This is a genomic window from Burkholderia sp. AU44665, assembly GCF_030504405.1.
Classification (GTDB): Bacteria; Pseudomonadota; Gammaproteobacteria; order Burkholderiales; family Burkholderiaceae; genus Burkholderia; species Burkholderia semiarida.
The window spans coordinates 152,762-164,627 of the sequence record NZ_JAUJRI010000012.1; the positions used below are offsets into that span (position 1 = coordinate 152,762).

An 11,866-nucleotide genomic window follows, 5' to 3' on the forward strand; every position below is an offset into this window, starting at 1 on the left:
GCGAAACAAGGAAATTATTAGAAACCGGTGTCTAACCGAGCCGCTATTTTGCGCGATTCCGGCGGGACCGGAGCGGCTTTTCCGCACGAACGTGCGGACGGATTTTTGAAGTGAATGCTTAGTCTGCGTCAGTCGTAACCGCCGACCGTCAGCGCCTTCATCAGGAGGCGGTACGTGTTGTACGCCAGCCAGTTCAGCAGCCGCTCGATGCGCGGGCGCGCGGCGTAGTGCGCGGCGTCGATCTCGCGCCCTTCGGCGAACGCGGTGGCGATCGCGTCGCGCAACTGGTTCGTGACTGCATCGTAGCGCACCAGCACGACGTTCGCTTCATTGTTCAGCATCAGGCTCAGCGCGTCCAGATTCGACGAGCCGACCGTCGCCCAGTTGTCGTCGATCACGGCGACCTTGCCGTGCAGGATCGTCTTGTCGTATTCGGCGACGCGCACGCCCGCGCGCAACAGCGAGTGATACAGGAACGGCACGGCCGTATCGAGCGCCGTGAACTCCTTGCGGCCGATCAGCACCTGCACGTCGACCCCGCGGCGGGCCGCGCCCGTCAGCGCGCGGCGCAGCTTGCGGCCCGGCATGAAGTATGGATTCGCGAGCAGGATCCGCTGGCGCGCCTGGCCGATCGCCGCGAGATACGCCTTCTCGATCGCGCTGCGGTTCACGACGTTGTCGCGCGCGACGAACGCCACGCTCGGCTCCGTCACGACCCGCAGCGCGCCGGCCTTGATCCACCGGTGGCTGCGCATCCAGCGCCGGAACATGTCCGGGAACGCTTCGCCGCCGTGCAGCCCGGCCGCGTACTGCGCGTACGGCTTGTGGCCGAACTGGATCCGGTGCCACTGCAGCTCGAACGCGGCGCGCACGTCGGACACCGCGGGCCCAGCCATCTCGACCGCGAAATCCCAGCGCGGGAACGGCAGCGTCGCGCTGCCCTGCGTGTAGTCGTCGACGATGTTGATGCCGCCGCAGAACGCGACCGCGTGATCGACCACCGCGAGCTTGCGGTGCGTGCGCGAGAAGCCGAAGCGGCCGAACAGGTAGCGGTTGTAGATGCAGTGCTCGACACCGGCCTCGGCCCACGTGTCGAACAGCGGCAAGCGCGCGGTGCCGATGCCGTCGGTGATCACGCGCACGCGCACGCCGCGCTGCACCGCGCGGATCAGCGCGTCCGACACCGGTCGGCCGGCCGCGTCGTCGCAGAAGATGTAGGTTTCGAGCATCACCTGCTCGCGGGCGGCATCGATCCGATCGATCAGCGCCTGGAAGAATTCGCCGCCGGTTTCGCACAGCCGCACGGTGTTGCCGGCCGTAAACGCGAGCCGCGATGCGGAGCCGCGCTCCTGCAGGAACATCTGCCGCAATTGCGCGAAGCGCTTGCGGGTTTCCGCATTCATGCGGACGAGCCGTGCGGCGCGCGCGCGAGCGCCACGCGTACGGGCAATTGCAGGATCGCCTCGGCGTTCGACGGCGAGAAACAGCGCGCGGCCGCCTCGCGGAACGGCAGCCACGCGTGATCGACGTGCTCGCGCGGCGACAGCGTCACGTCGACACGATGCGGCACGCACAGCCCGAACCAGTGCTCGACGTTGCGCGTGACGCCCGGCGCATAGCGGTGCAGGTATTGCGGATAGATCGTGTATTCGATCCGGTGATGCCAGTCGACGAGCGCGCTGGCCGGCACGTCAGGCGTGCCGACCGCGATGCCGGTTTCCTCGGCTACTTCGCGCGCGGCGGTGAGCGCGAGCGGCTCGTCGAGCGCGTCCTTCGAGCCGGTGACCGATTGCCAGAAATCGGGCTGGTCGGCACGCTTGATCACGAGCACGTCGAGGTCGGGCGTGTAGATCACGACGAGAACGGATTCAGGGATTTTCGGCGGCTTCGTCATCTTGGTTTCATGCGGCACGAGGCCGTGCGTCGACCCTGTGCCCCGAACGTGCGGCAAGTGCTGCGACTGTACCGCAAAAAATGAAAAAGGCGCACCGCGCCTTTTTCATGGGTGTCGTGTGCGCGTGACCGCACACACGACAGAGGGGGCGAAAGCGCGTTACGCCTTCGGCTGCTCCGGCTGACGCAGACGGATGTGCAGCTCGCGCAGTTGACGCTCGTCGACCGGGCTCGGCGCCTGCGTGAGCAGATCCTGCGCACGCTGGGTCTTCGGGAACGCGATCACGTCGCGGATCGAATCGGCGCCGGCCATCATCGTGACGATGCGGTCGAGACCGAACGCGATACCGCCGTGCGGCGGCGCGCCGTACTGCAGCGCGTCCAGCAGGAAGCCGAACTTCGCCTGCGCTTCTTCCGCGCCGATCTTCAGCGCGCGGAACACCTTGCTCTGCACTTCCTCGCGGTGGATACGCACCGAGCCGCCGCCGATTTCCCAGCCGTTCAGCACCATGTCGTACGCCTTCGCGAGGCAGCGGCCCGGATCGGTCTCGAGGTACTCGAGGTGCTCATCCTTCGGGCTCGTGAACGGATGGTGCGCAGCGACGTAGCGCGCGTCTTCGTCGTCGTATTCGAACATCGGGAAGTCGACGACCCACAGCGGCTTCCAGCCGGCCTGGACGAGACCGTTCGCCTTGCCGAATTCCGAATGGCCGATCTTCAGGCGCAGCGCGCCCAGGCTGTCGTTGACGACCTTCGCGCGGTCGGCCGCGAAGAAGATGATGTCGCCGTCCTCAGCGCCGGTGCGCTCGAGGATCGCCGCGATCGATGCGTCGTGCAGGTTCTTGACGATCGGGCTTTGCAGGCCGTCGCGGCCCTTCGCCTTCTCGTTGACCTTGATCCACGCGAGGCCCTTCGCGCCGTAGATGCGCACGAATTCCGTGTAGCCGTCGATGTCGCCGCGCGACAGCTCGCCGCCCTTCGGCACGCGCAGCGCCGCGACCCGGCCGTCCTTCGCGTTCGCCGGCGTGCTGAACACCTTGAAGTCGACGTCCTTCATCGCGTCGGTCAGCTCGGTGAATTCGAGCTGCACGCGCAGGTCCGGCTTGTCCGAGCCGAAACGCGCCATCGCTTCCGAGTACGGCATCACCGGGAATTTCGCGTCGAGCTCGACGTCGATCGTCGTCTTGAAGATGTGACGGATCATGTCCTCGAACAGGTCGCGGATTTCCTGCTCGCCGAGGAACGACGTTTCACAGTCGATCTGCGTGAATTCCGGCTGGCGGTCGGCGCGCAGATCCTCGTCGCGGAAGCACTTGGTGATCTGGTAGTAACGGTCGAAGTTCGCAACCATCAGCAGCTGCTTGAACAGCTGCGGCGACTGCGGCAGCGCGAAGAACTGGCCCGCGTTCACGCGCGACGGCACGAGATAGTCGCGCGCGCCTTCCGGCGTGCTCTTCGTCAGCATCGGCGTTTCGATGTCGATGAAGCCCTGCTCGTCGAGATACTTGCGTGCCTCGATCGCGACGCGGTAGCGCAGGCGCAGGTTGTGCTGCATCTGCGGGCGGCGCAGGTCGAGCACGCGGTGCGTGAGGCGCGTCGTTTCCGACAGGTTGTCGTCGTCGAGCTGGAACGGCGGCGTGACCGACGCGTTCAGCACGTTCAGCTCGTGGCACAGCACTTCGATCTTGCCGCTCTTCAGGCCGGCGTTGACCGTGCCTTCCGGACGGTTGCGCACGAGGCCCTTGATCTGCACGCAGAACTCGTTGCGCACGCCTTCGGCGGTCGCGAACATCTCGGCGCGATCCGGGTCGCACACCACCTGCACGAGGCCTTCACGATCGCGCAGGTCGATGAAGATCACACCGCCGTGATCGCGGCGGCGCTGCACCCAGCCGCACAGCGACACGGTTTGGCCCAGCAGGTGTTCGGTCACGAGACCGCAGTATTCAGTACGCATCGACATGATGTTTGCTTTCGTTCGGTTTGATCAACGGGCGCCGCAACGCGCGGCCCGGGCGATGATTCTTTACTTACAGCGGCGGCTCGACGGGACGGCGGGCGGGCGCCGGAACCGGCGCCGAAGGCGCCACGACGCCCATCGAGACGATGTACTTGAGCGCGGCATCGACCGACATGTCGAGTTCGATGACTTCGCTCTTCGGCAGCATCAGGAAGAAGCCGGATGTCGGGTTCGGCGTCGTGGGCACGTACACGCTCACGTACTCTTCCGTCAGATGGTTGACCACGTCGCCGCCGGGCACGCCGGTCAGAAACGCGATCGTATACGAGCCGCGGCGCGGGTATTCGATCAGCAGCGCCTTGCGGAACGCGTTGCCGCTGCTCGACAGCAGCGTGTCCGATACCTGCTTGACGCTCGTGTAGATCGGCCCGACGACCGGGATGTGGCGCACGACCGCGTTCCACCACGTGACGAGCTTCTGGCCGATGAAGTTCTGCGTGGCCAGCCCGACCACGAAGATGAACGCGAGCGTGAGCACCGCGCCGATCCCCGGCAGATGGAAGCCGAGCATCCGCTCGGGCTGCCACGATTCGGGCAGCAGGAGCAGCGTCTGATCCATCGTGCCGATGATGAGGCCGAGCACCCACAGCGTGATCGCGAGCGGGACGAGAACCAGCAAGCCGGTCAGGAACACCGTTTTCAGGGTCGTCTTTTTCATCATCTGCCGTCAATGAACCGCGCCGGCGGCGCGGGTTGGTCGCGACCCGGCCGGGCCGCGACGGTCAACTGCCGGCGGCGGGCGTCGCGGCCGGTGCCGGCGCGGCGCTCGTCGTCGTGGTGCTGCTTGAACTGCTCGCCGCGGCCGGCGCGGCCGCGGCGGGTGCGGCTTGCGCCCCGGAGGCTGCCGGCGCCGCGTCGCCCGACGTCGCCGCCGGTGCGCTGGTGCCGCCCGAGCCACCGCGGAAATCGGTGACATACCACCCCGAGCCCTTGAGCTGGAACCCGGCGGCAGTCACCTGTTTGCGAAAAGCATCCTTCCCGCATTCAGGGCATTGCGACAGCGGCGCGTCGCTCATCTTCTGGAGCACGTCCTTCGCGAAACCGCACGCTTCGCATCGATAGGCGTAGATCGGCATGATATTTTTCCCGCGGAAACTGGAAACGGCTTGCAAAACCTTGAATTATAGCCGAAACCCGGGCGCGCTCCGGCAATGGCCGAGACACCGGCGCATCAGCGGCGACGCCACGTGAGCCAGCGCTCGTGCCCGTCGAACACGGCCAGCGAATCGGTCACCGGCAAATCCTCCACCCGTTCGAAGTGCGGCGCGAGCAGCGCGTCGAGCTCCGCACGCTCGATGCCGAACGGCGGCCCCTTCGGCTTCGCCACCAGGAAGAAATAGCCGGCCAGCAAGCCGCCCGCGGGCAGCAGCTCGGCCATCCGCGCCGCATAGTCGGCGCGCATGGCCGGCGGCAACGCGCACAGAAACGCTCGCTCGTACACCCACTGCACGTCGAACGGCGGCCGGTACTGGAAAAAATCCGCCTGCTCGACGACGTCCGCATGCGCGCCGAGCTGCGCCTTCGCGGCAGCGACCGCCTGCGCGGCGAAATCGATCGCGCGCACCGGCCAGCCGGCCTGCGCGAGCCATCCGGCCTCCTGCGCGCTGCCGCAGCCGGGGATCAGCACCGCGCACGGCTCGAGCCGCCGCGCGAACACGCGAAAGCCGTCCGGCACGCCGCCGAATTCCCACGGCGTCACGCCGCGCTCGAAGCGCTCGTTCCAGAACGACGCGCTGCCCGGGTCGCGCGTCGCGAAATCGGCGGCCGACGGTGCGGCCGGTTGCTTCGGATCGGACATCGCCGCGCTCCTTTCGATTAGGCGCCGTACGCGAGCGCGAGCAGCACGCGCGCGACGAGCGCGCCGACGCCGACGGCCAGGCCGAAGATCAGCAACGCCTGCATCAGCCGGTTCGTCCGTTTCTGCTCGACGAGGATCTGGCGCATCAGCTCCTCGCTCGCGGCGCGCGGCGCGTCGTGGCGCGCGGCCATCGCATGGTGGATCAGGCGCGGCAGCTGCGGCAGCGTCTTGCTCCACTGCGGCGCCTCGACCTTGAACCGCTCGTACCAGCCGCGCAGGCCGATCTGCTCGGTCATCCAGCGCTCGAGATACGGCTTCGCGGTCTTCCACAGATCGAGTTCGGGGTCGAGCGAGCGGCCGAGCCCTTCCACGTTCAGCATCGTCTTCTGCAGCAGCACGAGCTGCGGCTGGATCTCGACGTTGAAGCGGCGCGACGTCGAGAACAGGCGCATCAGCACCTGGCCGAGCGAAATGTCCTTCAGCGCGCGGTCGAAATACGGCTCGCACACCGCCCGGATCGCACTTTCGAGCTCCTCGACGCGCGTCTCGGGCGGCACCCAGCCCGATTCGAGGTGGAGCGTCGCGACGCGGTGGTAGTCGCGCTTGAAGAACGCGAGGAAGTTCTGCGCGAGGTAGTTCTTGTCGAAATCGGACAGCGCGCCGACGATCCCGAAATCGAGCGCGATATAGCGGCCGAACGTGTTCGGATCGAGGCTCACCTGGATGTTGCCGGGGTGCATGTCCGCATGGAAGAAGCCGTCGCGGAACACCTGCGTGAAGAAGATCTCGACGCCTTCGCGCGCGAGCTTCTTGATGTCGACGCCCGCCGAGCGCAGCGTCTCGACCTGGCTGATCGGCACACCGGTCATGCGCTCCATCACGAGCACCTGCGACGTCGAGAAATCCCAGAACATCTCCGGCACGAGCAGCAGGTCGAGGCCCGCGAAGTTGCGGCGCAGCTGGCTGCCGTTCGCGGCCTCGCGCATCAGGTCGAGCTCGTCGTGCAGGTACTTGTCGAATTCGGCGACGACCTCGCGCGGCTTCAGGCGTCGGCCGTCGGCCCACATGCGCTCGGTCCACGTCGCGATGTCGCGCATCAGCGCGAGGTCGGAATCGATCACCGGCAGCATGTTCGGGCGCAGCACCTTGACGGCGACCGCCTTGCCCGCATGCGCGCCCTGCTTCAGCTTCGCGAAATGCACCTGTGCGATCGACGCGCTCGCGATCGGCTCGCGCTCGAATTCGTCGAACAGTTCGTCGACCGGCGCGCCGAGCGATTTCTCGATGATCGCGATCGCGACGGCCGAATCGAACGGCGGCACCTGGTCCTGCAGCTTCGCGAGTTCGTTCGCGAAATCGACCGACAGCAGGTCGCGGCGCGTCGACAGCACCTGGCCGAACTTCACGAAGATCGGGCCGAGGCTTTCGAGCGCGTGACGCAGCCGTACGGCCGGCGGATCGGAATAGCGGCGGCCGATCGTCGTGATCCGCAGCAGCAGCTTCACGCGCCGGTCGTCGATCCGGGACAGCATCACTTCGTCGAGGCCAAAGCGGATGACGGTGTAGACAATCTTGATGAAACGGAAAATGCGCATGCCCTGCGGCCCTCAGTGCGCGCCGCGCGGGCCGGAACCCGTGCGCGCGCCGATTTTTTGTTCGAGTCGCTCGACCCGCTTTTCGACCCGCGCGAGCGCATCGCGCGCGCGCGCCAGTTCCGCGTCGAAACCGCCGAGCGACGTGCGCCGGACGACTTGCGGGTTCTCGTCGAGCCAGTATTCGGCGACGGAATCGAGCACGTTGCGGCCGGTGCGGCGCACGCGCGCGCCGGCGTCGCGCACGAACGTCGCGATCCGGTACGCGGCCGCGTCGCCGACCAGCTTCGCGAGATCTTCCTCAGGTTCCCAGCGCAGATGCTCGGCCAGCTTCGCGATCTGCGTCGCGAATTCCGCGTCGCCCTCGATCTTCACGTGCTTCATCACGGCCGCCTGGCCGCCCTGCAGGAACGCGGCGACCGTGTCGCCGGCGAGCGCGATCGACACGTCGACCTTGTGCGCATCGTGCGCGTCGACGGCCGACAGATAACCGTCGGGCTGCACGAGCAGCGTGAGCGTGACGGGAGGCACGTCGATCCGGGCAGTCTTGCCCGCATAGGGAATCAGGCGGTCGCGCGCCCACGATTCGCGCGCGAGCAGGTGATTGACGGCAGCAGCAAAAGGCTTGGCGGCAAAGGTCATCGGGCTGGGAAAGAAAAAACCCGCGCAGGCCGGGCGCCCACGCGGGTTTCTATTGTAACGTCGGATCGGCGGCAGACCGTGCCCGACCGTACACCCGGGCGGCAAGCGGTCGCAGTGCGGCGGCCGTCGCGCGGATGCCCGGCGGCGCGGGCCGCCGGTCACGCTCAGTGCGTGTTGATCTGCTGGATACCCGCGAGCAGCCAGCCCTGACTGCCCGACTTCGACAGGTTCCACACCTCGTCGAACGGCGTGGCCGACGTATTCGCCGATTCGCGGATCAGACCGTGGAAGCGTACGCTCGCCGACTGCTCGATGCCGCGATCCTCGATCGCGACCAGTTCCGCGTCGAGCTGCACGACGTCGGTCTGGTTCGCGTCGGTGCCGCGCGAATCGAGGTCGACCTTGATCTCGGCGAACATTTCGGGCGTCGTGAACTCGCGGATGTCGGCCAGGTTGCCCTGGTCCCACGCAGCCTGCAGGCGCACGAAGTACACCTTCGCGCTGCGCAGGAACGCTTCGGTATCGAAGCCGGCCGGCACCTGCAGCGGCGCAGCCGCCATCGCGCCTGCCGCACCGGCCGCCGCCGCACCGCCGCCGAACACGCTCTGCGCTTCGTTCGCATAGCTGCTGCCGCTACCTGCATAGTTGCTGCCGGTGTTGCCCTGCTGGAACGACGGGCTTTGCGCGTAGCCGCCCGACGACGACGACGCGCCGCCGACCGAATACGCCGGCTCCTGCGGGCGACGGCGGTTCATGAACTTGCGGATCAGCCAGATGCCGACCATCGCGAGCAACGCGATCACGATGACGTTCGCCATCATGCTCGCGAACGCGCCGCCGAGGCCGAAGTGCGACAGCAGCGCCGCGATGCCGAGACCGGCCGCGAGGCCGGCGATCGGCCCGAGCCAGCGCGAGCGGTTGGGTTGCGCGGCCGGCGTGGGCGCGGCCGGGTTCGTACGCTGCGCCTGCGACGGCGCCGCTTGCTGCATCGGCTGCTGCGCGGGCGGCGTGGCCTGACGCTGCGTGACGGTGGAACTCTGGCGGCCGATGCTGCGCCCGCCGCCCATGCGCTTGGCCTCAGCGTCGAGCGATGCGAACGTGCCGGCCGTGAGCAGGCCGACCATCAGCAGGGTGCCGACCCGTCGAGCCCACGGCTTCGACGGCTTGCCACGGTTGAACAACGAACGCGATTCGAACATCAGTTTCTCCAGATGTAAGACAAATGTATGGAAAGAGCCCCTTAGTACTTGGCTCCCATGTGTAAAGCTACCACGCCACCTGACAAATTGTAATATTTGACGGCATCGAGGCCCGCTTGTTCCATCATCGTCTTCAGCGTGTCCTGATCGGGGTGCATCCGGATAGATTCAGCAAGATACCGATAACTTTCAGCATCTTTCGCGAACTTGTCGCCAAGCCACGGTAATACTTTGAAAGAATACAGATCGTACGCTTTTTTCAGCGGATCCCAGACTTTCGAGAATTCCAGCACCATCACGCGGCCGCCGGGCTTCGTCACGCGGCGCATCTCGGCGAGCGCGGCGTCCTTGTGCGTCATGTTGCGCAGCCCGAACGCGACCGTCACCACATCGAAGTAGTTGTCCGGAAAGGGAATTTTCTCGGCGTCGCACAACAGCGACGGCGTCACGATGCCCTTGTCGAGCAGTCGGTCGCGGCCGACGCGCAGCATCGATTCGTTGATGTCGGTATGCCAGACCTCGCCCGTCGGCCCGGCCGCCTTCGCGAACGACTTGGTCAGGTCGCCGGTGCCGGCCGCGATGTCGAGCACCTTGAAGCCGGGGCGTACGTTCGCCTGCGCGATCGTGAACGCCTTCCACGCGCGGTGCATGCCCGCCGACATCAGGTCGTTCATCAGATCGTAGTTGCTCGCGACCGAATGAAACACGCCCGCCACTTTCTTCGCTTTTTCGTTTTCCTCGACGCTTTCGAAGCCGAAGTGGGTTTTGCTCATCGCGTTGATCCTCAGTAAATGGCAAGACGGCGCCGAGCGGGCGCCGTCGATTTCAGTGGCAGTGGCCGTGCGGCGCGCCGGCCGCCTGCATCGGGGCGTCGCGCTCGACGCCCGCCGCCTTCAGTTTGTCGAAATAGTCGCGCCACAGCGCGTCCTGCTGCGTCGCCAGTTCGTACAGCAGATCCCACGAGTAGATGCCGGTCGAATGGCCGTCGGAGAACGTCGGCTGCAGCGCGTAGTTGCCGACGCCCTCGAGCGCGGTGATCGTCACTTCGCGCTTGCCGGTCTGCAACGTCTCCTGGCCGGGCCCGTGGCCGCGCACCTCGGCCGACGGCGAATACACGCGCATCAGCTCGAACGGAATCCGGTAACTCTCGCCGTTCGGATACTGCAATTCGAGCACGCGCGACACCGCGTGCACGACGACGCCGGACGGAATCGGCGTCGTGGAAGTCAAACCGCTCATGGCTGCCTCGAATCGATCATGCGTTGAATTTCCTCGCGCACCGCATTGTGCAGCAGCGAGGCCTGCGCCGCGCGCGAGCGCAGCAGCGCCTCGGACACGCTGCGCTGGCGCGGCGCCCATACGGGCTGCGGAAAATGGGCATCGTTGGAAAAACGCGGAATCACGTGCCAGTGCACGTGCGGCACCATGTTGCCGAGGCTCGCGAGATTCACCTTGTTCGGCTGCATCACGCGGCGCACGGCCCGCTCGACCGCGTAGACCACGCGCATCAAGTGTGCCCGCTCCGACTCGCCGAGATCGGAGAACTCGGCGACGTGCGCGCCCCAGATCACCCGGCAGAAGCCCGGGTAGTCGTGCTCGCCCGTCGCGAGCACGACGCGCAGCGCATCGTCCTGCCAGAGCACCTCGCCGCCGTCTTCACGGCAAAACACGCATTCCATCGTCGCTCCCATGTGGACGGGCGCCGGCGCATCAGCGCCGGCGCCCGCTCTCATCCGTCGCCCGGCCGGGCGGTCGTCATGCCCGCATTAGACCAGCACGCGCTCGATCCCGCCATGGTTGGCCCGTGCGACATAATCGGCCATCCAGTTCTCGCCGAGCACCTGGCGCGCGATCTCGACCACGATGTAGTCCGCTTCGAGATTCGCGTCCTCGCCGTAGCGCGACAGCCCCTGCAGGCACGACGGGCAGCTCGTCAGGATCTTCACGTCCGGGCCGGCCGCGGCCACTGCCGCCGGCGCCGCCGCGTCGCCCGCCACCACCGGAATCGCACGCAGCTTCGCCGCGCCCTTGCGGATCTCTTCTTCCTTGCGGAAGCGCACCTGCGTCGAGATGTCCGGCCGCGTGACCGCCAGCGTGCCCGATTCGCCGCAGCAGCGATCGTTCTTCTCGATCGTGTAGCCGTCCTTCTCCGAACCCATCAGCTCGTTGACCAGCTTCACCGGGTCCATCGTCTTGATCGGCGTGTGGCACGGGTCGTGGTACATGTAGCGCGTGCCCGTCACGCCGTCGAGCTTCATCCCCTTCTCCAGCAGGAACTCGTGGATGTCGATGATCCGGCAGCCCGGGAAGATCTTGTCGAATTCGTAGCCCGCGAGCTGGTCGTAGCACGTGCCGCACGACACCACCACCGTCTTGATGTCCAGGTAGTTCAGCGTGTTCGCCACCCGGTGGAACAGCACGCGGTTGTCCGTCACGATCTTCTCGGCCTTGTCGTACTGGCCCGAGCCGCGCTGCGGATAGCCGCAGCACAGATAGCCCGGCGGCAGCACCGTCTGCACGCCCGCCTCCCACAGCATCGCCTGCGTCGCCAGCCCCACCTGCGAGAACAGCCGCTCGGAGCCGCAGCCCGGGAAATAGAACACCGCTTCCGAATCGACGGTCGTCGATTTCGGGTTGCGGATGATCGGCACGATCTTGTTGTCCTCGATGTCCAGCAGCGCGCGCGCCGTCTTCTTCGGCAGGTTGCCCGGCATCTTCTTGT

The 11,866-nt window shown here is 66.5% G+C and carries 13 protein-coding genes; all 13 read right to left on the reverse strand.

All coding sequences use genetic code 11. The features are described 5' to 3' along the window. Positions 1 to 128 precede the first annotated feature (128 nt). Positions 129 to 1,403 carry a cardiolipin synthase ClsB gene (gene clsB, locus QZM15_RS23335; RefSeq protein ID WP_302107332.1) on the reverse strand — a complete coding sequence of 425 codons (1,275 nt, stop codon included), beginning with the start codon at positions 1,401 to 1,403 and terminating at the stop codon, positions 129 to 131. Further along, a complete protein-coding gene (gene nudB / locus QZM15_RS23340) occupies positions 1,400 to 1,894 on the reverse strand; it encodes a dihydroneopterin triphosphate diphosphatase (protein WP_059578816.1) in 495 nt (164 codons plus the stop codon). Before nudB ends, clsB begins: the two co-directional genes overlap by 4 nt. A gap of 159 nt (positions 1,895 to 2,053) precedes the next feature. Then, entirely contained in the window at positions 2,054 to 3,856 is a 1,803-nt protein-coding gene (gene aspS / locus QZM15_RS23345) for an aspartate--tRNA ligase (protein WP_006485737.1), read from the reverse strand. Between the two features lie 67 nt (positions 3,857 to 3,923). Beyond that, positions 3,924 to 4,574: a DUF502 domain-containing protein gene (locus QZM15_RS23350; protein WP_059578762.1), complete on the reverse strand. Its 651-nt coding sequence runs from the start codon at positions 4,572 to 4,574 to the stop codon at positions 3,924 to 3,926. A 61-nt stretch (positions 4,575 to 4,635) separates the two neighbouring features. Continuing rightward, complete coding sequence (locus tag QZM15_RS23355; RefSeq protein WP_099316806.1) at positions 4,636 to 4,989, reverse strand: FmdB family zinc ribbon protein; 354 nt, start codon at positions 4,987 to 4,989, stop codon at positions 4,636 to 4,638. A gap of 95 nt (positions 4,990 to 5,084) precedes the next feature. Beyond that, positions 5,085 to 5,711, reverse strand: a complete 627-nt coding sequence (locus QZM15_RS23360) for a methyltransferase domain-containing protein (RefSeq protein ID WP_059578768.1) — start codon at positions 5,709 to 5,711, stop codon at positions 5,085 to 5,087. Positions 5,712 to 5,728: 17 nt separating this feature from the next. After that, positions 5,729 to 7,306 carry a ubiquinone biosynthesis regulatory protein kinase UbiB gene (gene ubiB / locus QZM15_RS23365; protein WP_059578770.1) on the reverse strand — a complete coding sequence of 526 codons (1,578 nt, stop codon included), beginning with the start codon at positions 7,304 to 7,306 and terminating at the stop codon, positions 5,729 to 5,731. Positions 7,307 to 7,318: 12 nt separating this feature from the next. Then, positions 7,319 to 7,945, reverse strand: a complete 627-nt coding sequence (locus QZM15_RS23370) for an SCP2 domain-containing protein (protein ID WP_302107333.1) — start codon at positions 7,943 to 7,945, stop codon at positions 7,319 to 7,321. Between the two features lie 164 nt (positions 7,946 to 8,109). Continuing rightward, positions 8,110 to 9,144: a Tim44 domain-containing protein gene (locus QZM15_RS23375; RefSeq protein ID WP_089465130.1), complete on the reverse strand. Its 1,035-nt coding sequence runs from the start codon at positions 9,142 to 9,144 to the stop codon at positions 8,110 to 8,112. 41 nt (positions 9,145 to 9,185) lie between these two features. Continuing rightward, complete coding sequence (gene ubiE / locus QZM15_RS23380; RefSeq protein ID WP_059578778.1) at positions 9,186 to 9,917, reverse strand: bifunctional demethylmenaquinone methyltransferase/2-methoxy-6-polyprenyl-1,4-benzoquinol methylase UbiE; 732 nt, start codon at positions 9,915 to 9,917, stop codon at positions 9,186 to 9,188. A 52-nt stretch (positions 9,918 to 9,969) separates the two neighbouring features. Next, positions 9,970 to 10,383: a gamma-butyrobetaine hydroxylase-like domain-containing protein gene (locus QZM15_RS23385; RefSeq protein WP_006487879.1), complete on the reverse strand. Its 414-nt coding sequence runs from the start codon at positions 10,381 to 10,383 to the stop codon at positions 9,970 to 9,972. Then, complete coding sequence (locus tag QZM15_RS23390; RefSeq protein ID WP_060966669.1) at positions 10,380 to 10,823, reverse strand: HIT family protein; 444 nt, start codon at positions 10,821 to 10,823, stop codon at positions 10,380 to 10,382. The genes QZM15_RS23385 and QZM15_RS23390 overlap by 4 nt, the downstream gene beginning before the upstream one ends. Before the next feature lie 87 nt (positions 10,824 to 10,910). Continuing rightward, positions 10,911 to 11,866, reverse strand: a 956-nt coding sequence (locus QZM15_RS23395) for a (Fe-S)-binding protein (RefSeq protein WP_302107334.1), incomplete at its 5' end; no start/stop codon positions are given.